Origin of the sequence: Tepidibacter hydrothermalis (assembly GCF_029542625.1) — a bacterium.
GTDB lineage: Bacteria > Bacillota > Clostridia > Peptostreptococcales > Peptostreptococcaceae > Tepidibacter_A > Tepidibacter_A hydrothermalis.
In genome coordinates, this window is record NZ_CP120733.1 from 3098576 (window position 1) to 3120634 (window position 22059).

Annotated in this window: 19 protein-coding genes; 3 read left to right on the plus strand and 16 right to left on the minus strand. The window is 29.1% G+C overall.

What is annotated here, in order from left to right:
* Positions 1-7: 7 nt before the first annotated feature.
* From carB to P4S50_RS14635, 5 genes are all read right to left on the minus strand, one after another.
* Positions 8-3217 carry a carbamoyl-phosphate synthase large subunit gene (gene carB / locus P4S50_RS14615; RefSeq protein ID WP_277731537.1) on the minus strand — a complete coding sequence of 1070 codons (3210 nt, stop codon included), beginning with the start codon at positions 3215-3217 and terminating at the stop codon, positions 8-10.
* Positions 3218-3280: 63 nt separating this feature from the next.
* Entirely contained in the window at positions 3281-4360 is a 1080-nt protein-coding gene (gene carA / locus P4S50_RS14620; RefSeq protein WP_277731538.1) for a glutamine-hydrolyzing carbamoyl-phosphate synthase small subunit, read from the minus strand.
* A 15-nt stretch (positions 4361-4375) separates the two neighbouring features.
* Positions 4376-5302: an orotidine-5'-phosphate decarboxylase gene (gene pyrF / locus P4S50_RS14625; RefSeq protein WP_277731539.1), complete on the minus strand. Its 927-nt coding sequence runs from the start codon at positions 5300-5302 to the stop codon at positions 4376-4378.
* On the minus strand, positions 5303-6583 hold the full coding sequence (locus P4S50_RS14630) for a dihydroorotase (protein WP_277731540.1): 1281 nt from the start codon (positions 6581-6583) through the stop codon (positions 5303-5305).
* Between the two features lie 56 nt (positions 6584-6639).
* Positions 6640-6801, minus strand: a complete 162-nt coding sequence (locus P4S50_RS14635) for a hypothetical protein (protein WP_277731541.1) — start codon at positions 6799-6801, stop codon at positions 6640-6642.
* Positions 6802-7132: 331 nt separating this feature from the next.
* Here P4S50_RS14635 and P4S50_RS14640 point away from each other — a divergent pair, with 331 nt between their 5' ends.
* Positions 7133-7351, plus strand: coding sequence for a hypothetical protein (locus P4S50_RS14640; protein ID WP_277731542.1), 219 nt, complete (start codon positions 7133-7135; stop codon positions 7349-7351).
* A gap of 87 nt (positions 7352-7438) precedes the next feature.
* On the opposite strand, the gene P4S50_RS14645 is transcribed toward P4S50_RS14640, so the two are convergent.
* From P4S50_RS14645 to P4S50_RS14665, 5 genes are all read right to left on the minus strand, one after another.
* Positions 7439-8551 (minus strand): TolC family protein, encoded by a 1113-nt coding sequence (locus tag P4S50_RS14645; RefSeq protein ID WP_277731543.1) that lies wholly within the window; start codon positions 8549-8551, stop codon positions 7439-7441.
* Between the two features lie 18 nt (positions 8552-8569).
* On the minus strand, positions 8570-9259 hold the full coding sequence (locus tag P4S50_RS14650; protein ID WP_277731544.1) for a response regulator transcription factor: 690 nt from the start codon (positions 9257-9259) through the stop codon (positions 8570-8572).
* Positions 9237-10721, minus strand: coding sequence for a sensor histidine kinase (locus P4S50_RS14655; protein ID WP_277731545.1), 1485 nt, complete (start codon positions 10719-10721; stop codon positions 9237-9239). Before P4S50_RS14655 ends, P4S50_RS14650 begins: the two co-directional genes overlap by 23 nt.
* Positions 10722-10840: 119 nt before the next feature.
* Entirely contained in the window at positions 10841-13891 is a 3051-nt protein-coding gene (locus P4S50_RS14660; RefSeq protein ID WP_277731546.1) for an efflux RND transporter permease subunit, read from the minus strand.
* Between the two features lie 14 nt (positions 13892-13905).
* Positions 13906-15012 (minus strand): efflux RND transporter periplasmic adaptor subunit, encoded by a 1107-nt coding sequence (locus P4S50_RS14665; protein WP_277731547.1) that lies wholly within the window; start codon positions 15010-15012, stop codon positions 13906-13908.
* A gap of 264 nt (positions 15013-15276) precedes the next feature.
* Here P4S50_RS14665 and P4S50_RS14670 point away from each other — a divergent pair, with 264 nt between their 5' ends.
* Together P4S50_RS14670 and P4S50_RS14675 are read left to right on the plus strand one after the other, a co-directional pair.
* A complete protein-coding gene (locus P4S50_RS14670) occupies positions 15277-16299 on the plus strand; it encodes a tetratricopeptide repeat protein (protein ID WP_277731548.1) in 1023 nt (340 codons plus the stop codon).
* A gap of 13 nt (positions 16300-16312) precedes the next feature.
* Complete coding sequence (locus P4S50_RS14675; protein ID WP_277731549.1) at positions 16313-16849, plus strand: metalloprotease family protein; 537 nt, start codon at positions 16313-16315, stop codon at positions 16847-16849.
* A 158-nt stretch (positions 16850-17007) separates the two neighbouring features.
* Here the strand turns inward: P4S50_RS14675 and P4S50_RS14680 are convergent, their stop codons facing one another.
* The 6 genes from P4S50_RS14680 to P4S50_RS14705 form a co-directional block, all read right to left on the minus strand.
* Positions 17008-17316 (minus strand): hypothetical protein, encoded by a 309-nt coding sequence (locus P4S50_RS14680; RefSeq protein WP_277731550.1) that lies wholly within the window; start codon positions 17314-17316, stop codon positions 17008-17010.
* 77 nt (positions 17317-17393) lie between these two features.
* Positions 17394-17600: a hypothetical protein gene (locus tag P4S50_RS14685; RefSeq protein WP_277731551.1), complete on the minus strand. Its 207-nt coding sequence runs from the start codon at positions 17598-17600 to the stop codon at positions 17394-17396.
* Between the two features lie 431 nt (positions 17601-18031).
* Positions 18032-18520, minus strand: coding sequence for a prolyl-tRNA synthetase associated domain-containing protein (locus P4S50_RS14690; RefSeq protein WP_277731552.1), 489 nt, complete (start codon positions 18518-18520; stop codon positions 18032-18034).
* Between the two features lie 250 nt (positions 18521-18770).
* Complete coding sequence (locus P4S50_RS14695; protein WP_277731553.1) at positions 18771-19937, minus strand: MalY/PatB family protein; 1167 nt, start codon at positions 19935-19937, stop codon at positions 18771-18773.
* A gap of 34 nt (positions 19938-19971) precedes the next feature.
* Entirely contained in the window at positions 19972-21336 is a 1365-nt protein-coding gene (locus P4S50_RS14700) for a sensor histidine kinase (RefSeq protein WP_277731554.1), read from the minus strand.
* On the minus strand, positions 21317-22000 hold the full coding sequence (locus P4S50_RS14705) for a response regulator transcription factor (protein ID WP_277731555.1): 684 nt from the start codon (positions 21998-22000) through the stop codon (positions 21317-21319). Before P4S50_RS14705 ends, P4S50_RS14700 begins: the two co-directional genes overlap by 20 nt.
* Positions 22001-22059 lie beyond the last annotated feature (59 nt).

Consider the following 22059-nt stretch of genomic DNA (forward strand, 5'->3'; position numbering starts at 1 on the left):
ATACCTCCTACTCTATTCCCATATTATACACACTCATATTCTCTGCTTTTATATCAGATTCCATTATATCTAGTATCCCTTTTACAGTATCAAGTGATGTAAACACTGGAACTGTAGTCTCTATAGCAGCTCTTCTCATTCTAAATCCATCACGAGTTGAATCATTTGCTTTAGTTGGAGTATTTATCAACATATCCACTTTTCCACTTCTAATAACATCTAAGATATTAGGTTCTCCCTCTCCTATCTTCTTAGCTCTTTCAACATTTATTGAATTTTTTTCAAGCTCATCAGCTGTTCTGCTAGTTGCTATAAATTTACATCCCTTATTATCAAAACGCTTAGCTATATCTACAAACTCTTTTTTATCACTCGGTTTTATAGTTGCAAGTATTGTAGATTTTTGGTTTGGTATATTTATTCCAGCCGCTATAAGTCCCTTGTATAAAGCTTCTACAAAGGTTTCCCCTATTCCCAATACTTCTCCAGTTGATCTCATTTCAGGTCCAAGACTTACTTCAACCTCTGGAAGTTTTTGAGTTGAGAATACCGGAACCTTTACAGATATTTTTTTAGATTCCTTATAAATCCCTGTTCCAAATCCCATATCTTGAATTTTTTCTCCAAGCATAGCTCTAGTTGCAAGTTCTATCATAGGAACTCCTGCAACTTTACTAATATAAGGTACCGTTCTTGATGATCTTGGATTTACCTCTATGATATATAATTCCCCTTTGAACTCTATATATTGTATGTTTATCATTCCAATTATCTTAAGTTCTTTTGCTATTTCTCTTGTCTTTACAGATATTTGTTTTTTAATATCATCACTTATATTTTGACTTGGATATATAGATATTGAGTCCCCTGAGTGAACTCCAGCTCTTTCAAGATGTTCCATTATTCCAGGTATTAATATATCCTTTCCGTCACATATTGCATCTACTTCTATCTCTTTTCCAGTCAAATACATATCTATTAATACTGGATTTTTAGGATCTCTATCAAATGAATTTTCAAGATATCCCTTTAGCTCTTTCTCATTGTGAGTTATCTCCATACCTTGTCCGCCTAGTACATAAGATGGTCTAACTAACAATGGATATCCTAGATTTGAAGCCTCTTTTATCCCCTCATCTACAGACCATACAGCCTTTCCCTTTGGTCTATTTATTTGAAGTTTTTCCATTATTTCATCAAATTTTTCTCTATCCTCTGCCTCATCTATTTGCTCAGGCTTAGTTCCAAGTACATTTACATTCATATCATCTAGGAACTTAGCAAGCTTTATAGCTGTTTGCCCTCCGAATTGAAGTATTACTCCGTAAGGTTTTTCTTTTTGTATAATATTTAGTACATCTTCCTCTGTAAGTGGTTCAAAGTATAATTTATCAGCTGTATCAAAATCTGTACTAACTGTCTCTGGATTATTGTTAACTATTATAGTTTCTATATTCTGCTTTTTAAGAGCTAGTATTGAGTGAACTGAACAGTAGTCAAACTCTATCCCCTGTCCTATTCTTATAGGTCCTGACCCTATAACTATTACTTTCTTCTTATCTGATACTTCAACCTCATCATGCTCATCATAAGTTGAGTAATAATATGGAGATACAGCGTCAAACTCTCCTGCACAAGTATCAACCATCTTATACACAGCTTCTATTTTATATAATTTTCTAAGATTGCATACATCCTTAGGTGATGAGTTTGTAAAATCAGCTATTGCTTTATCAGAGAAACCTTTCATTTTAAGTTCTCTCATCCAATCCTTAGTTATATCCTCTAGATTTGATTTCTTTAGTTTTTCTTCCTCATCAACTATATTATTTATCTTATTTACAAAGAATTTATCCATTCCAGTTATCTTACATATCATATCTAACTTATAATTTCTTCTTATCATTTCAGCTAAGTCAAATATTCTTTCATCATCAGGTATTTGAACTCTTCTTTTTAATTCTTCAATACTTCTATCAGAAGATGCCTTGTGTTCTAAGCTGTATTGACCTATCTCAAGAGATCTTATAGCCTTTAAAAATGCCGATTCAAAATTGTTTCCAATTGCCATTACTTCTCCTGTTGCCATCATCTTTGTTCCAAGAGTTCTCTTAGCTCTTCTAAATTTATCAAATGGCCATTTAGGAATTTTTACTACACAATAATCAAGTGTTGGCTCAAAACACGCCTTAGTTTTTTTAGTTACAGCATTTTCTATCTCATCAAGTGTGTATCCTATAGCTATTTTAGTTGCAACCTTTGCTATCGGATAACCTGTAGCTTTTGAAGCTAGAGCTGATGAACGGCTAACTCTTGGATTTATCTCTATTACTATATAATCAAAGCTATCTGGATTAAGTGCTAACTGAACGTTACATCCGCCCTCTATTCCTATAGTATTTATTATGTCTATAGATGCCTTTCTAAGCATCTGATACTCAACATCTGTAAGAGTTTGAGATGGTGCTACAACTATTGAATCTCCTGTATGTACTCCAACAGGGTCTATATTTTCCATATTACATACTGTTATACAATTTCCCTTGCTATCTCTCATTACCTCATACTCTATCTCTTTCCAACCTTTTATGCTTTTCTCTAAAAGTACCTGTCCTACACGGCTTAGCTGAAGTCCACTTGCAAGAATCTCTTCCAATTCTTCTTTATTTTCAGCTATTCCACCACCTGCACCACCTAATGTATATGCAGGTCTTACAACCACTGGATATCCAATTTTTGATGCAAACTTTATTCCGTCCTCCATAGTTGTCACTATCTCACTTTGAACTAGTGGCTGGTTTATATCTTCCATTATTTTTTTGAATGATTCTCTGTCTTCTCCATCTTTAATTGATTTTATAGAAGTTCCTATAACCTTTATATTATGCTTTTTTAAAATTCCACTATCATGAAGTTCAACCGCTAAGTTAAGTCCTGTTTGACCTCCCATACCTGCTATTAAACTATCTGGTTTTTCCTTTATTATAACTTTTTCTACAAATTCTAAAGTAAGTGGCTCTATATAAACTTTATCCGCTATTTCTTTATCTGTCATTATAGTTGCAGGGTTAGAATTTATAAGTACTGTCTCTATTCCCTCTTCTCTTAATGTTTGACAAGCCTGTGTTCCTGAATAATCAAACTCCGCTGCTTGACCTATTACTATTGGTCCTGATCCTATAACTAATACTTTTTTAATATCATCTCTTCTTGGCATAATTTTACCTCCCCATAATAACTACTTAAAATTAGAATGTCTTTTCTTAAATCTAAATTCATATTAAACCGATTCAGTTTTAGCTTTCATATAAACATCTATAAATTCATCAAATATTGGTGCTGCATCATATGGTCCTGGGCAAGCTTCAGGATGGAACTGTATGCTGTAAATGTTCATATCATCAATTCTCATTCCCTCAACAGTATTGTCATTCATATTTACATGAGTTATTTTTACATTTTCAGGTAAAGTCTCTTCTCTTACAACATATCCGTGGTTTTGTGATGTTATAATTACTTTTCCTGTTTGTAAATCTTTTACAGGGTGGTTACATCCTCTATGTCCAAACTTAAGTTTTTCAGTATCTCCTTCAAGTGCCAATGCCAAGAGTTGATGTCCAAGACATATTCCCGTTATAGGTATTTTTCCCATCATCTTCTTTATCTCTTCTATAACACTTACCAAATCCTTTGGATCTCCAGGGCCGTTAGATAAAAATACTCCATCATAATTCTTATCAAGTATTTCTTTAGCTCCTACAAAAGCAGGATATACTGTTATATTACAACCTCTTTTTTTGAAAGATCTTATTATATTAGCCTTTATTCCAAAGTCTATAGCTGCTATATTAAGCCCCTCACCGTCACAATGATTAACTACTTCTTTAGTAGTTACTTTCTCAACTGCATCAACATTAGAAAATGAATTTATAGTATTTTGTAACTGCTCTTCATTTAATTTTCTATTAGTTATAATACCTCTTAAAGTCCCTTGATTTCTAATCATTTTAGTTAAATATCTAGTATCTATTCCTTCTATCGCAACAATCTTATTTTGCTTAAGATAATCATCTAAATTGAATTCACATCTAAAATTTGATGGCATATCACATTTTTCTCTAACAACAAACCCTCTAACCTTTGGTGATTTTGACTCATAATCATCTATATTTATTCCGTAGTTTCCAATTAAAGGATACGTCATTGTTACTATCTGTCCGTAATAAGATGGATCAGTTAGAACCTCTTGGTATCCAGTCATTCCAGTATTAAATACTACCTCTCCTACAGTTTCTTGTGTATATCCAAATAACTTTCCTTCAAGTACAACATTGTTTTCTAAAATTAAATAACCTTTCATATTTTCCCCTCCCGATTAAAGTACTCTAAGTAAGTCTTGTCTCATTCTAATTACCGCTTCTCTTGCAGCCTTGTGAAACTCTTCTTCGCTATATCTATCTTTATACTCATCTTTTTTATAAGCTGCTATTATTCCTCTTGATGAATTTATCAAAGCTCCTAATCCATCTTCATTAAAGCATCCTTTTAAATCCTCAGCCGTTGCACCTTGTGCTCCATATCCTGGTACTAAAAAGAATGTATTTGGATTTTGCTCTCTAAGTATTTTTCCCTGCTCTTTATAAGTTGCTCCTACTACTGCTCCTATTTTACTGAATCCATACTTTCCTATCAGTTCTTCTCCCCATTTTGATACAAGCTCTCCCATGTGTTCATATACATATCTTCCCTCTTCAGTTTTTAAATCTTGTATATCTCCACTATTAGGGTTTGATGTTTTTACTAATACAAACATTCCTTTATCTAGCTCTTTACAGTTCTCAATATAAGGGCTTATCGCATCATATCCCATGTATCCATTTATAGTTACAAAGTCTGCATCAAACACTTTATGCTCATTTCCACCAACACTTACTCTTCCTATATGTCCTCTTGAGTAGCTCTTTGCAGTTGATGCTATATCGCCTCTTTTTATATCACTTATTACTATAAGATTTTTTTCTTTTGCATATTTTATAGTTTTTATAAAACAATCTATTCCATCAGGTCCTAGTTCTTCATACATAGATATTTGAGGTTTTACAGCTGGAACTAGATCATATATTTCATCTATTATCATTTTGTTAAATTTAAAGTAAGCATTTGCAAGTCCCTTTAATGTTCTTCCATACTTTCTATAAGACTCTTTTCTTATAAATTCTGGTATAATTTCTTCTCTAGGATCAAGCCCTACAACAGTTGGATTATTTAGCTCTTTTATTCTCTCTATCAACTTATCTATCATCTAATCTTCATCCCCCTCATATACAACTTCTCCGTTTACTATCGTGTACTTTACTTTTCCGAAAACTTTCATTTTGTCAAACGGAGTATTTTTTGACTTTGATCTAAATTTACTAGAATCTATTCTATAAATCTCTTTTTCATCAAAGATAGTTATATCAGCAATTTTTCCCTCTTCTATACTTCCTCTATCTATATTTATAAGATTTGAAGGATTCAAACTCATCTTATTTATAAGCTCATTTATACTTAGTACATCTTCTTTTACTAAGTTAGTTATTCCAAGTGATAGTGCTGTTTCAAGTCCTACTATCCCATTTGCAGCTTTTTCAAATCCACAATCTTTTTCACTTTTATGGTGAGGTGCATGATCTGTAGCTATAATATCTATAGTTCCATCTTTTAAACCTCTTTTTATTTCCTCAACATCTTCTTTAGATCTTAAAGGTGGACTCATCTTCATATTTGCATTATCTACTTCAACGCTTTCATCTGCAAGTGAGAAGTGATGAGGACAAACTTCACAAGTTACATCTATATTATCTTTTTTAGCTTTTCTTACTAATTCAACACTTCCCTTAGTACTTATATGGCATATATGAATTTTAGCTCCTGCTTCTTTTGCAATTTCTATATCTCTTTTAACTATAACCTCTTCAGATTCACTAGATATTCCTTTAAGATTTAATGTCTTAGATCTTGTACTCTCATTCATAACCCCGTCTCCTGCAAGACTCTTATCCTCACAGTGAGAAAGTACAGGAATATCATATTTTTTAGCTAATTCCATTCCTCTAAAAAGCAACTTTTCATCTTCAACAGTCTTTCCATCTTCGCTTATAGCAATTATTCCCAATCTTTTCATACTTTCTATATCGCTCAACTTTTTTCCATTTTGTCCTTTAGTTATGCTTCCTATAACCTCAACATTCACAACAGCTTTTTTAGCCTTATCTTTTATATATCTAACTACCTCTTCACAATCTATAACTGGATCAGTATTTGGCATAGCGCATATAGTAGTAAATCCTCCTCTTGCAGCACTTAAAGCACCTGTTTCTATATCTTCCTTATATTCAAATCCAGGTTCTCTAAGGTGAACATGTACATCTACAAACCCAGGAGATACTATGTATCCACTCGCATCTATTTCTCTATCAACTTTTTCTTCTATATTTTCGTGTATTTTTTTTACTATACTATTTTCAATAAGAACATCTGTAACTTTATCAAAGTTCGTCTTAGGATTTATAACCCTTGCATTTTTAATCAATAGTTTCATTTAATCCACTCCCCTTTTTTAGATATTAAAAAAGCAACAAACAAGCCTACCAAAAATCAAAACTCAACCTTTGGTACAACCGTTTGTTGCTTACATATTTTAGGGAATGTAAAAACTATTATTGAGAATAATACGTTCAATAATTCTTTCAAATTTTTACAGTTATTATTATTTTCATGTTTTTTTGTATAATAAAAACACGCACTGATGGCTCCCATCATAATTCCTCCCTTCCTGGTCTCTCGTACCAACTTAAAGGTCGACATGCGTATGTCGATTTTTTTATATTATTTTGTTTTAACAATAATAACACATAGAGTATTAGTATGTCAAATGTAAAATTCACTTCATGCCACCAATGACTCCTACATTCTCTGTTTCTTAAAATAGTTGAAATGTAGTATAGTAAAATAATCACTATCCTAGGTAATGCATAAAATTTTGTTTAAATGGTCAATAATTATAAATAAGTAAGAATTGAGAAGGCGAGGAATAAGAATGAATAAATTTACAGTTTTCGGTAGCAAACATTGACCAGATTGTGCCCCAGTGAAAGAGTTTCTTTCAGAAAATAATATTGAATTTTTATATCTGGATATTTCAGATAGTATGTTAAATCTAAAAAGATTTCTGAAATATAGAGACATCAGACCTGAGTTTGATGAAATCAAAAAATCAGGCAGCATCGGCCTTCCTTGTATAATGATCAATAAGGGAGAGCATTTTATTTTTAAACAAGCTGAGATAGAAGAGTTTATCAATAATTAGTTAAAAAAATTTATAATACTTAGTATATAAAAATAACGAAGGGTAGCTTAACAAGCACCCCTCGTTATTTTTAACTGCTCTTTTTTATTATTTTACAGTTCCTATGCTCACAGCCTTATCATAATCAATCACTGCCAAATTGTAGCTTGATATTGCATTTGAAAGAGCTATTTTTGAATTATATAATTGATTTAAAGCATTATCAACTTCAAGAAGTGTTCCAAGCTCTACATTATATGCAAATTCCTTAAGTCTTAATACCTCTTTTGTTTTTTCTACATTTGCTTTAGCAAGCTCTATCTGATTTTGAGCATTTATTACATCATCATATTTTCCTCTGATATCAAATTCAACCATGTTTTTAACATCTGCTAAACCACTTTCGATTTTTGCTAAATTTCTTTCTTTAGTTTTGTATTTATATGTATTAGATGGATACATTATTGAATTTGTCTCAAAATCAAGTTTGACAAGTTCATAATTATGATTCATTTGAATTATATCAAATCTACTTTCATAAGCTTTTTCTAAATCTTCATCCAAGTTTTCATCAAATACTTCTTGTTTAAAGCTGGATGTAAGTTCAATTTTTGTATCGAGTGGATAATTCAAAATCATATTCAATGATCTATATGCTTTTTCTAAATCAGTTTTAGATTTTTCAAAACTTGCTTTTGCCTCATTTAAAGATATATCCGCCATTATTAAATCTGATTTTGAAGCAACTCCAAGTTCATATTTTTTATTTACAATATCTCTATTTCTTTGAACATTTTCTAAATTATCCTTTGCAACATTCATATAATCTCTAGCATTAAGAGAGCCATAGTAAGCTTGAGTTACATTATGTTTTATATCTTCCTTTTTATAATCCTTTTTTATTTTTTCTTCTTCAAGAGCATACTCAGCTTTTTTAGACATCATATTTGCATCTAATTGAAATCCTTCTACTGTTCCAAGTGAAATATCACTATTATCATATTTTTTCTCTGTATGTTTAGCCTCATCAAGTTCTATTTCTTTTATTTCAATATCTAGATCACTACTTTTAAGCTCCGTTGAATTTTTTATTGCCTCTTCTATAGCTTCCTCAATCGAAATGTTTATTTTATCTTCAACAGACTTTTCATCTGCATATGCATTTATCGAACTTATAAATGTAAAGATTACTAATAATATCCCAGTAATTATTTTTTTCATATAGGTTCCTCCTCATTATTATGCTTTAAATCTATAGCCTATACCCCAAATAGTCTCTATGTACTGTAGATTTGAAGTATCCTTTTCTATTTTCTCACGTATTCTTCTTATATGAACCGTTATTGTTGATATCTCTCCTAAGGAGTCAAAACCCCATACTCTTTCAAATATTTCTTCTTTGCTAAATACTCTGTTAGGATTTCTTGCTAATAGATTTAGTACATCATACTCTTTAGAAGCTAATACTATTTCTTTTTCATTTAAATAAACACGTCTTGAATAATTATCTATACTAAGACCATTAATTTCTATTACTTCTTTTGGAGTACTTACTTTTTCAGTAAGCCTCTTATATCTATTTAAATGTGATTTTACTCTTGCCACTAATTCATTTGGACTAAACGGCTTTGTTATATAATCATCTGCTCCAAGTCCAAGTCCTCTTATTTTATCAACAGATTCACCTTTTGCAGATACCATCAATATTGGTATTTCTTTTATTTTTCTAATACTTTTACATATTGAAAATCCATCTATTTCTGGAAGCATTAAATCCAGTATTATTAAATCAAAATTTTCCTCACTAGCTTTTTTTAGTCCTGCAAGTCCTGTAGTCTCTATTTCAACATTGAAACCATTTATTTCCAAGTAATCTTTTTCAAGTTCAGCAATACTTATATCATCTTCAATTATTAGAATTTTTTTCATGATCATCATTCCCTTTATATTTTTTTAATGTGAATAATATACTTGTCCCTATATTTATTTCACTTTCAGCCCACATATTTCCTCCATGAGATTCTATAATCTGCTTACAGATAGAAAGCCCTAGTCCACTTCCACTTATAGAAGTATTTCTTGATTCATCGGCTCTATAGAATCTATCAAATATAAACGGTATACTTTCTTTAGGAATTCCAATCCCATTATCTTTAACTTCAATTGTTACATATTCTCTATTATCTATTAAATTGATATCAATTTTTGGATTTTGCTTATCCATATACTTCATTGCATTATCTACAATATTTACAATAACTCTTTTAAGTTTTTGTAAATCAGCAGTTACAAATATCTCTTCTTTTTCATTATTCAAATTTATGTTTGCATTCTTTTTTTCTAAATCAAAACTTAAATCTTCAACACAGTACTTTAAATAATCAACAATATTTATATTTTGAAAGTTAAATGAAACCTTTTTCAAATCCAATTTTGAAAATAAAAATAATTCATCAATCAAGACTTCCATATCTGTAGCTTTTTTATAAATTGTATTTATATATTTATCCATTTTTTCAGGAGAATCTGCAACTCCATCTTTAATTCCCTCTATATATCCCTTTATAGACATTATAGGGGTTTTTAAATCATGGGATATATTAGAAGTTAAATTTTTCCTATTTTCTTCATACTTCATTTGGATATCTATTGACTCTTTAAGTTTTATTCTCATTTCCTCAAAATTAATACTTAAATCACCAAATTCGTCTTTTGAATGTTTTTCAATTGTATAATTTAAATTACCATTTTTTATTTCATTAGAAGCATATTTTAGTTTATTAAGTTTTTTTATGATATCTTTATAAATTGCGAAAGTTAGAAAATTTGATGTTATTAATATTGAAATTATTATTATAGAAGAAAGTAATCTTCTCGCCAATTTTATATCTTTTCTTAATAAGTTAAGGTTAAAAGCATAAAATACACTTCCTTTTGAACCATCATTAAAGTAAAAATCATTCTGTGAAAAAATAACATATCCATTCTCTAGAAAAATATAATTATCCATGTTATAGTCAGAATTAAATTTTGGAAGTTCATTAAAAAATAAATCATTTCTTAAGATTTCTGAAGAATATAGTATTTCGTTATTTTGTCTTAAAATAATCCCACTATAAATTGTGTCTAAATCATTATCTAATGATTTAAGAAAAGAAATATCTTTAACTTTATCAGTATCATTAATAATATTTAAGTTTACTTTTCTTGAAATTTCACTATAGTTAACAAAAACTTTCCTAGTTAAATAATATGGATTAGCTGCATTTACAATACTTTTATCATCCTCCCAGAAATATTTATCAAACATAAAATTAAAAGTTGTAATCAAAATAAGAGGAATAATAATCATTCCAAAAAATGAAAGTATTAATTTGGATTTTATAGACATAATTTCCCACCTTTAATAATTTAATAGGGTAAGCAAAACCTACCCTATTAAATTTTATATTATTAAATTCAAACTATATATCGTCAAATACATTTAAATTTAAACTACAGATTTTAATTTTAATGTGTTTTTTCTTTTCTTCCTTCAACCATGCTGTACACAGTTGGAACAACAACCAATGTTAATAATGTAGATACCATTAATCCACCTATTAAAGCAGTTGCCATTGGTCTAAACATCTCTCCTCCTGCTATTAACAATGGTACAAGCCCAATTACAGTAGTTGTTGTACTTAAAATTATTGGACTAAATCTTCTATCAACAGCTTTTTTACATGCTTCATTAATACTTTCACCATCTTCCCTCGCTCCATTAATATAGTCAATTAATACTATAGCATTATTAACAACTATACCTATTAAACTTACAATTCCTAACATTGCAGTAAATGACAGTGGCTGATTTAAAACAAATAGACCGAAAACAACTCCTATTAAAGCTAACGGTACTGTAGATATAATAATAAGTGGTTGCATATAAGAATTAAACTGATATACCAGTACCCCTATTATTAATATTATTGAAAATATAGCCAAAATACCAAGTTCTGAAAAACTATCTTGTATACTACTCATTTCTCCATCAAAATCAATTGTTACATCACTCAAATCTGATAGACCTAGTTCTCTGATTTTATCTTTAAGTTGCTTTTCAATATCACCTGCTGCATATCCACTTATTAGATCACTAGAAACAACTGCACTTCTTTCACGATTGTATCTTGCAATACTTGGATACTGCCTTTCAATGTCAACACTTGCAACATTCTTTAATAATACTTTTTCACCTGTCATAGACGACTTTATTGCTAAATTTTCTAATTCTTCTTTTGTTTTTATATCACTTTTAACTACAATATCATATTCATTTCCATTTTTTCTAAATGTAGAAGAATTTTTACCCCTTAGTGCCGCACTTACTTCTTTTTGTACATCATATTTTGAGATTCCATACATACTCGATTTATTTTCATCAACATTTACACTAAATTGATATTCTTCAGCTACAAAATCACTATCTGCATTAGTTGTTCCTTCAATTTTTTCTAATTCATTTACAATTAACTGAGTTACTTCATCTAATCTTTCCATTTTTTCTGCACTAACTCTAATTTGAATTGGGCTTCCACCACCACTACCAGCATCTAATAAATTAGCAATAGCACTTCCACCTACAACATTCTTATCAAGCTCCATTTGTATATGATTAAGTAGTTCATCCTTACTCTTAAACCTTTCTCCCTTTTCCAAATCAAATTCTATAAGAACCTGAGCAAAATCATTTGATGAAGCTCCTGTTTTAACTGTCATATAGAATTTAGGAAGACCACTTCCTACAGCTTGAGAATAACTAACTACTTCAGGTTGATCTTTTATAATTTCTACAACACTATCTGTAAGTTTTTCAGTTATATCAATATCTGATGCATTTTCTGATCTTATATTTATGTACATAAGATTTTTATCTGCCTTTGGAAACATACTTACATCTAATTGTTTAACAAATACTCCTGTTATAAGAAACGCTATCATACAGACACTTATCATAGCCCACTTTTTCTTCATAGCTAATTGCTGTAAATTATCGAAAAAGTTTCGTACTTTAGATGGTCCTTTATTCTTTTTCGGTTTACTTTTTTTGAAGAATATATATGCCAAAGTTGGTGTAGTAATTATTGCACAAATATATGAACATATTAATGCTATAATAACAACCGATGGAACTCCAAAAACATATTCTCCTATTGATGATCCTATCAACAATAATGGAGCAAATGCAAATACAGTTGTTAATGTAGATGTCAACATTGACATTGCGACATCCTTTGTACCTTTTACACATGCATCTAGTTTATTCATATCTTCATCAATATAGCTTTGAATAGAGTCACTGACAACAATAGCATTATCAACTAACATACCTAAAGCTATAATCAACGCCGATATAGACATCTGCTCTAATTTAATACCTAGCCCATACATAATAACAAATGTCATACATATAGATAACGGAATAGTTGTAGAAACAATAATCGCATTTCTAGCTCCCATACCGAAAAATACAACAGCAATAACAAAGAATATAGACTCTATAAGATTTATTATAAAATCATTTATTGATTTTTTAACATCATCTGGTTGAAATATAACTTGGTTGAATGCAATATCCTTTGGTAAATCACTCTTTAATTCTTCTATTTTTTCCTTAACTTCCGATCCTATTAGTACAACATTTTGACTGTCTTCAAAATAACCTGAAAGTAATACAGCTTTTACTCCATTATCTTTATATCTAGGTGATGAACTATCTACTTCATAATATACATTAGCAATATCTTTTAAACGTAAAACTGTTTCGTTTTGTGGTGAAACCATAATAACCGTATTCTTTATTTCTTCTATTGATCCATAAGTTCCATTAGATTTTACAGATATTTTTGCGTTTCCGTCATCAACACTACCAGAAGGTATATTAATATTTTGGGATTGTATAACACTTGCAATGTCATTTAAAGAAACCTTATAATAATTAAGTTTATCTACATCAACTTCAACTATAATTTCTTTTTCTAAATCTCCCTCTATTTCAAATTTTGATACTCCATCAATTTTACTCAATTCAGTTTTAAACATTTGAGCATAATCAGCAAGTTCTTCATAAGAATAATTATCGCTCGACATGCTTATAATCATCCCTGATGTATCCGTTAGGTTTGTATTAATTTGTATATCCAAACATTCGCTCGGCAATTCGCCTTGTACAGGTTGTAATTTTTCTCTTAACTCATCCCATGCTTCATCTGGAGTTACATCACTTTTTATAAACATTGTGACTACTGATACCCCATTTTTAGACTTGGAACTAGAATAATCATATCCTCCAACTTCTACGATTGCATCTTCAATTTTTTTTGTTACAAGCTCTTCCACATCTTTTGGTGATGCCCCAGGATAAACAGCAGTTATAAGTGCAGCAGGAGCACTTACATCTGGAGATTCTTGTCTTGGTAACATATAATAACTGTATAATCCAAAAATCATAGCGAATACAATTAAAAGTACTGTCATTTTCTTATTTTTTATAGCACCATAAGTTATTCCCTTTTTCATTTAATCACCTTCTTCTATTTATTATTTACTGAGGTTTTATCATTTATATTTAGTAAAGCACCGTTTTTAACAGACTTCATTCCATTAACAATTAATTTTTCTCCTGCTTTAAGTCCTTTAACCTTAGCTTGACTTCCCTTTGTTTTTTGTATAGTTACAGTTCTCTTAACAGCCCTATCATCTTCAGCAACATATACATAATCTATATTTGAAGATAAAATGGTATTAATAGGAATCCATATACCTGTTTCTTCCCCAATACCAAACTTTACATTTACAATAGATTCTAAATAATAATCTGTTTCATTAAGTGAAATTTCCACATCATATGTTCTAGTTGTTTTATCCGGAAGTTTAGATATATTTGTTACTTTTCCCTTAGTTTCTTTATCATTAAACTCTATTTTTACTTCTTTTCCTAAACTAATTTTATCTAAATCTTTTTGAGCAACACCTGTTTTTACTACTTTTTTATCATTTCCTATAGTAACAATTGGTGTTCCTGGAGAAACCATTTCTCCTTCTTCATATTTAATATCTAATACATATCCATTCATATCTGAAACAACAGTAGCATCGTTGACCATTTTTACTTTACTATCATAGTCTATTTTTAAAGTTTCATAATTTGATTTAGCTTGATTATAGATAGTCTTTGATGTATCAAAATCTAGTTTAACCTTGTCATAATCATCTCTTGATACAGCTCCATACTCATACATTTCTTCAGTTTTTTCAAATAACTCTTTTTTATAATTATAAGAGTCCTCAGCTTTTTTAATATCTAATTGTGATGTATCTAATTTTGATTTTGTAGCACTCAATTGTAAATTTAAATCTTCTTTATCTAACTCAACTAACCTCTGTCCTTTTTTTATGTAATCTCCCTTTTCCACATAAATATTCGAAATTTTACCTGATGATTTAAAAGAAATTTCTTTCATTTCATCAGACTTAACTATACCTGTATATTCAAGTTCAACAGAAGTAGTTTTTTGTTGTAAAACATCCACCTCTACCTTTTTAGCTATTTCCTCAACTTTTTCAGCCTCTGCTTTTGTACATGCAGATAAACTCAGTAACAAACACCCTACTAGAAATATTAATGATATTTTCTTCATTGTTATCCTCCCTAATCATAATTTCAATGTATTTTTTTAATTAATTTTTAAACTTAACTTCTATACTTAATATACTAAGATACAATTCTAAACTAATAAGAAACAAATTATTAAATTTTTATTAACAAATTGTAAATTATTTATTAATAAAACTCATTTCCTTTTGTACCATAAAATGGTTCCATTGGTTCATTGTAAATTTAATACAATTAATGTAAACTTTGGATTGGTTGACATATAAAATTACAAAAAGGAGGAATTTTTTTGACAGAAGAAAAAGTTATTTGCTGTAACTGTGAGGAAGAGGAAGCACTTAAAGATTATCCTACAGATCTATGTAAAAACTGTAGAGAAGCGTATATTAAATATCCAGTTCCTATGTGGATAAAAGCTTTATCTGTAATTGTACTTATTGTTGTAATATTTAGTCTTATGCATTTTAAAAGTTCTCTTATTGGAGCTGTAAACTACGAAAGGGGTTTAAAAGCAGAAAAAGAACTTAAATATGTAACAGCTCAAAATGCATATAAAAAAGCTCTAGATCAATTTCCCAAATCTGAACTTTTAAAAAGTAGACTTTTTATTGCATCAGTTAAAGGTGATAATTTAGACGAATCAGATAAAATTTATGATGAAATTCTTGAAATTACATATTACGATAGTGATAAGGATCTCTTTAATGAGGTACAAACTGCAGTTGATTTATACGGAAAACATTTCTTTATAACAGAAGAGATAGAAAAAATAATAGGAAATGAAACCCTGTCTATGAGTCAAGTAATTAGTACTATTGAAAATCTTACTAAATCTAATAAAAGCGAAAATAGTTGTGGCGCATACTATTATCTTGGAACAGCCTATTATGCAAACGGTGAGTACGAAAAGGCTATATCAGCTTTTAATTCAGCTTACTCTATCAACCCAGAGATTTACTTTTTTAAAATTCCAATAGCAACGTGTTATTCAGATTTAGATAATTATGAAAAAGCTAAAGAAGTATTAAAAGAAACATTTATTTTTAACAAAGAATATGGACCTGCATATGTTTCTTTGAGTTTTATAAATCTTAAAGAACATAACTATGACGAAGCTCTTAAAAATGCCAAAGAAGCCTATTCTATAAATAAAAATAATTTAAATGCTATAGAGGCAATTGTAATATCAAATCATTATTTAAAGAATGAAAATGAAAGAGATAAATATATTAAGATTCTAGAAGAAAATAACTACTCTGATATTGATAGAGTCAAAGATATCGTAAACGGAAAAATAAAAGATTATGAATAGGAGTGAAATATAAATGTTCTTTATACCTGGATTTTTAATATCCCTAGTCACTTTCCCCGGTGTTATAGTCCATGAATTAGCACATCAGCTTTTTTGTAGACTTATGAAAGTACCTGTTTTTGAAGTTCGCTATTTTCAACTTTCAAATCCATCAGGATATGTTATTCATGAAGTTCCCAAAAACCCAAGAGCTCAAATCTGGATTTCACTTGGTCCATTCTTTGTAAATAGTATTTTAGGTGCATTAATATCACTACCAGGAGCTATAGATATTATAAAATTTGATGATTACTCTAATCAATTAAGCTTGTTCTTTGTATGGCTTGGTGTATCTATTGCAATGCATTCATTTCCAAGTATAGAAGATGCTAAAAACATGTGGAAAGCTGTATGGGATAAGAGAACACCTATAATCAGCAAACTACTCGCTCTACCAATAGTTGCTATTATGTATATTTGTTCTCTTGGAAGTGTTGTTTGGCTTGATCTTGTTTATGGTATATTTTTAGCCATGGCTATCCCTTATGTACTTATACAAATGTTAATATAAAAAAGTTCTTCTTTAAAAAAATCTTAAATGTAAACTTTTTTGAAATTCGTAACGGAAACTATACTTATCCATGATTCAACCAGGAATATAATTTCCTACTCATTATAAAAAAAATAACCCCCTTAAATAGAAACAATAATGAATCTATTCAATGGGGTTTATTTTTTTATAATGTATCTTTCTTTAAATAATTCTTTAATTAAATATCCTATAATAAAACACGTATAAAATAACCACATAATCGTTGACTGTTCTTCTTGAAAAAATACTAGCAATAAAGCACATATAGACGCTACAATGCCTTCACAAAAATAAAGCTTTCCAAACATCATACATACTTGTTCTAGATTTTCAATCTCTTCATCTTTTTTCAAAAACACAAGAATTTTAAGTTTTAAAGCTTTATATGATGCTAAAAACAACACGACAGCTAAAGTTATCATCAATGTATTTATAAAAATATCCATATGTCCTCCTTTATTTACAAATATTAATTAATCTTAATGCACAAAGTAACTCTCCAATTGTAATAAAACATCTATAATTACACTGAAAAAAATCTTCTTAATAAAGTAGCTGTAAATACTCCGATATAATATGAATACATACATAACAGACCTATAAAATTAGATACTTTCATTGATAAATTATAATTATTATGTATATGTATACTAATAATATTATCTATAATAGGTCCTAGTGATAATAATACAAGAATATATATAAATTTTTTTGTTTTTTTATTTATCATTCTATAATCCCTTCTTAAATATAACATTATTTTACATAATTAATTATAATAGATTATGTGTATTTTTTGTAATGGTTTTTAATTTTTTCACATTTTTTAGTAATCATATCACTTGTAAACTCTACTTCTTTATTCACAATACAAACTACATTTACAAAATGAAGGGGATTAAAATATTAGTGAATGATTTAAATATTTTTGTATAAAAATAGCATTACAGCGTTTCAATATTCGTTAAGAAAGTTCGTTGTCTGACCGATAGTGAGTTTAGAACTTTTAGGATATTGAATAAGATGTAATGCTTAGTTTTATTAAAAATATTTAATACATGAGCGGTATTTTGATACCCTTCATTTTAGACTATAAGTGCATAATTTTACTTACCTTATACAAAGTATGCTTTTAGATTTTATCTTCTAAGATATTCTTCTCTAAATTTCGATATACTGTATTTCATTACCTACAAACTCTAAAAACTTCTCAAAATCCTCATAAGAAATCGTAATAGTTGCAGTATTTACATTAGGATGAAAGCTTATATACTCCCCCTTTAAATCCTTGTCTAACAAAACCTTTACATGCTTGTCCTCATCATTTATAAGTCCAAATGCAGTTACTGAACCAGGCTTTAACTTTAAATATTTAAAAAGTCTTTCCTCAGATGCAAAACTTAAATTTGTGCTATTTATCTCCCATGACAATTTCTTCAAATCTACCTTTTTATTTTCTTCTATAATTATAAGATAATGTTGTCTTCCTTTTCTATCCCTTACAAATAAGTTCTTACAATGAGCTCCTTTTATATTTAAATTTAAATTATCAGCTTCTTCTATAGTATAAACAGGAATATGAGTGTGCTTTTCATACTCAATATTTAGTTTGTCTAAAATATCGTATACTGCCTTTTCATTTTCTAACATAAACTTTCCTCCTAATAAAAATTCATATAATACTATATACTCATTATACAACAACTTCTTCATATTAAATTTACTTGTATTTAAATAATAAAGGGTAGCCATTGGCTACCCTTTTTATATACAAGTAAATTTAATAACTTTCGACTTATAGATAACATTGATAAACGAACTGAAGTTGCAACTATTTTGAGCAACGGAGTTCGTTAGTACTCGTTGGCGACATGAGCTATGCGTTAGCATAAAGCGAATTTTATTTAAACACAGTTTCTAATCTTTTGAGAACATCTTCTATCATAACTCTCGGACACGCTACATTTATTCTCTGGAATCCTTCTCCTTCATTACCAAACCAAAGTCCATCATCAAAAGCAATTTTTGCCTCTTCTATCATTTTTCTTCCTAACTCATCTTTAGAAAAAGCGTAATCTCTAAAATCAAGCCATACAAGATAAGTTCCTTCAGGCTTTCTAACTTTTATCTTAGGAATGTTTTCTTTTATATACTCTATCATATAATCTATATTTTCTTCTAAGTAAACTAATAATTCATCTAGCCATGGCTCTCCTTTTTCATAGGCTGCCATGGTAGCTACTAAGCTAAAAGGGTTGTTTCTCTTTAAGTCAATTCTTCCTAAAGCTTCTTCAAATATATCCTTATCCTTAGAATTTGGAAATACTATAAAAGAAGAATAAAGCCCTGCTATATTAAAAGTCTTGGTAGGAGCAAAGCAGGTAATAGTGTTTTCTTCAAATTCTTTTCCCAAGCTTGCAAATGGTACATGCTTATTTTCTTTAAATATTAAATCCGAATGTATCTCATCAGATATAACTTTAACTCCTCTTGCAAAGCATATCTTTCCTAATTTCTTAAGTTCTTGTTTTTTCCAAACCCTTCCTACTGGATTATGTGGGTTACAAAGAATTAAAAATTTAGCATCATCTATTTTACTTATTAAATCCTCATAATCCATTTCATAATATCCTCTTTCAGTTTCTTTTAAAGGATTTAGAACTATCTCTCTATTGTTTTCTTCTATAACATTGAAAAATGGATAGTATACAGGTGATTGAATAATTATTTTATCTCCTGGTTTTGTAAATTCCTGTATTATAATACTAAGTGCTGGCACAACACCCGGACTATAAGTTATATTCTCAGTTGAAACATCCCAACCATGTCTTTTCTTTAGCCAATTACAAGCTGTTTTATAATATTCATCTGTTCTATTAACATAACCAAATACACCGTGTTCAAGCTTTTCTTTCATAGCTTCTATAATTTCAGGTGCTGTTTTAAAATCCATGTCAGCTATCCACATAGGAATTAAATCATTCGTTCCAAATTTATTGCCCATCTCATTCCATTTAGCAGAATGATGTTCTTTTCTATCTATTAACTTGTCAAATTCATACTTCATATAAATCCCCCTTATTTATATAGTTCTTAATTTATTAAATACCTTTAATTGGAACCTTTATACTTATAGTAGTTCCTTTACCAACCTCACTTTCAGCCCAAATCATACCTTTATTGACATCTACTATACCTTTTGCAATAGCTAATCCTAATCCAGTTCCCCCTGTAGATTTTGTTCTTGACTTATCAGATCTATAAAAACGATCAAAAATGTATGGGATATCTTCATTGGGAATTCCTATTCCTGTATCTACTATATTTATTTTTACATAATTGATTAGTTTTTGAGATTTGATAGTAATAAATCCTCCACTTTCAGTAAATTTTATACTGTTATCTATAATAATTCTAAGTACTTGTTTTATAGAATTTTTGTCCGCATACATTAAAACTTTTTCATTCATAATGTACTCTATATTATGATTTCTGTGCATCAATCTAGTCTCTTTTACAACATTATCTATAAGTTCATTCAACCAAAACTTCTCATTATTTAATACGTAGTTATCATTATCAGCTCTTGATAAAAATAGAAGTTGTTCTAGAAGAACCTTCATACTTTCAGTCTCTGTTTTTATAGATTGAATAGATTCATCTAAAACTTCCTTATCATTTTTTCCCCATCTATCTAATAAATTTACATATCCTTGAATAACTGAAATTGGAGTTCTAAGTTCATGAGAAACATCAGATGTAAACTGTTTTTGTCTTACAAATGACTCTTCTAACCTAGCTATCATATCATTCAACATTCGTGCTAGTTCATTTAATTCATCATCAACTTCACCTACTTCTATTCTCATGCTCAAATCATTTATACTTATATCTTTAGCTGTATTAGTAATCTTTTTTATAGGTAGCAATATTTTCTTACTCAAATAAAACCCTGAAATTACAGCTACTATAATTCCAATAATATTCATAAAATATAAATTATCATCTAGTACTTCTAAAAACTCTTCTTCATCTTCTAGATATCTCTCTAACAGTATAGAATATACATTACCTTCAACCTCTATATCTTTATTCATATATACAACAGGTAATTCCTCTAAATTATATAATTCTTCATTTTCCTTTTTATTAAATTCATTATCTCTTTTATTTTCTAATATTACTTTATCTTTATTTGATATCCTTAAATATGTATCTCCAATATATATGCTTTTAAACAAGTTATTATCTATAGGGTTTTTATTTTTTATATATACCTCTACTGAATCATAAGTTTTTTTCATTTCTTCCTCAGCTTTTTGCCATAAAATGTGTTCTACCATCCATGTTGTAATAGTGCTTATTACTATTAAAATAAGAGATAGTATTATAGCATATATTAATGTAAGTTTTACAGATATCCTCTTATTTTTAAATATATTTACCTTACTCATCTTTAATCGCATACCCTACTCCTCTTATAGTATGTATATATTTTTTATTATATTTATCATCTATCTTACTTCTTAAATACCTTATATAAACATCTACAATATTAGTATCTCCTACATAGTCATACCCCCAAACCTTTTCTAATATTTGATTTCTTGTTATGGCTTGGTTTTTATTTTTTAAAAGATACAATAAAAGGTCGTACTCTTTTTTAGTCAAATCTATAATATCGTCTTTAACTTTGACTTCAAGCATATTTTCATTAATAACTAGATCATTTAATTTTGTAGAATTGTCATCTTGTTTAACGGGACTATATCTACTTAAAATCCCTCTAATTCTAGCAAGTAATTCTTCTATAGCAAAAGGTTTTGTCAGATAATCATGTGCTCCTAGATCAAGTCCCATAACTTTATCTTCGACCTGACCTTTTGCTGATAACATGATAATAGGTATATCAGAAAAACGTCTTACTCTCCTACATACTTCCATCCCATTAATCCCTGGAAGCATTATATCTAGTATTACTAAATCATAATCATTTTTTTCAATCTCATCAAGGCCTTCTCTTCCATCGTGTTTTATATTAACTTTATATCCTTCATATTTAAGTTCTAATTCAACAAATCTAGCTATTTTTTCTTCATCTTCTATTATAAGTATTTTTTGTTTTTCCATTTAATTCACCCCTCCATATAATCTAATTATATATCGTCAATTTAAATAGGGATATAATT

What these genes read in the sequence shown, in the direction of transcription:
- carB (WP_277731537.1), bottom strand. Translation starts at nt 3,217, where the DNA reads ATGCCAAGAAGAGATGATATTAAAAAAGTATTAGTTATAGGATCAGGA.
- carA (WP_277731538.1), bottom strand. Translation starts at nt 4,360, where the DNA reads ATGAAAGGTTATTTAATTTTAGAAAACAATGTTGTACTTGAAGGAAAG.
- pyrF (WP_277731539.1), bottom strand. Translation starts at nt 5,302, where the DNA reads ATGATAGATAAGTTGATAGAGAGAATAAAAGAGCTAAATAATCCAACT.
- P4S50_RS14630 (WP_277731540.1), bottom strand. Translation starts at nt 6,583, where the DNA reads ATGAAACTATTGATTAAAAATGCAAGGGTTATAAATCCTAAGACGAAC.
- P4S50_RS14635 (WP_277731541.1), bottom strand. Translation starts at nt 6,801, where the DNA reads ATGGGAGCCATCAGTGCGTGTTTTTATTATACAAAAAAACATGAAAAT.
- P4S50_RS14645 (WP_277731543.1), bottom strand. Translation starts at nt 8,551, where the DNA reads ATGAAAAAAATAATTACTGGGATATTATTAGTAATCTTTACATTTATA.
- P4S50_RS14650 (WP_277731544.1), bottom strand. Translation starts at nt 9,259, where the DNA reads ATGAAAAAAATTCTAATAATTGAAGATGATATAAGTATTGCTGAACTT.
- P4S50_RS14655 (WP_277731545.1), bottom strand. Translation starts at nt 10,721, where the DNA reads ATGTCTATAAAATCCAAATTAATACTTTCATTTTTTGGAATGATTATT.
- P4S50_RS14660 (WP_277731546.1), bottom strand. Translation starts at nt 13,891, where the DNA reads ATGAAAAAGGGAATAACTTATGGTGCTATAAAAAATAAGAAAATGACA.
- P4S50_RS14665 (WP_277731547.1), bottom strand. Translation starts at nt 15,012, where the DNA reads ATGAAGAAAATATCATTAATATTTCTAGTAGGGTGTTTGTTACTGAGT.
- P4S50_RS14675 (WP_277731549.1), top strand. Translation starts at nt 16,313, where the DNA reads ATGTTCTTTATACCTGGATTTTTAATATCCCTAGTCACTTTCCCCGGT.
- P4S50_RS14680 (WP_277731550.1), bottom strand. Translation starts at nt 17,316, where the DNA reads ATGGATATTTTTATAAATACATTGATGATAACTTTAGCTGTCGTGTTG.
- P4S50_RS14685 (WP_277731551.1), bottom strand. Translation starts at nt 17,600, where the DNA reads ATGATAAATAAAAAAACAAAAAAATTTATATATATTCTTGTATTATTA.
- P4S50_RS14690 (WP_277731552.1), bottom strand. Translation starts at nt 18,520, where the DNA reads ATGTTAGAAAATGAAAAGGCAGTATACGATATTTTAGACAAACTAAAT.
- P4S50_RS14695 (WP_277731553.1), bottom strand. Translation starts at nt 19,937, where the DNA reads ATGAAGTATGAATTTGACAAGTTAATAGATAGAAAAGAACATCATTCT.
- P4S50_RS14700 (WP_277731554.1), bottom strand. Translation starts at nt 21,336, where the DNA reads ATGCGATTAAAGATGAGTAAGGTAAATATATTTAAAAATAAGAGGATA.
- P4S50_RS14705 (WP_277731555.1), bottom strand. Translation starts at nt 22,000, where the DNA reads ATGGAAAAACAAAAAATACTTATAATAGAAGATGAAGAAAAAATAGCT.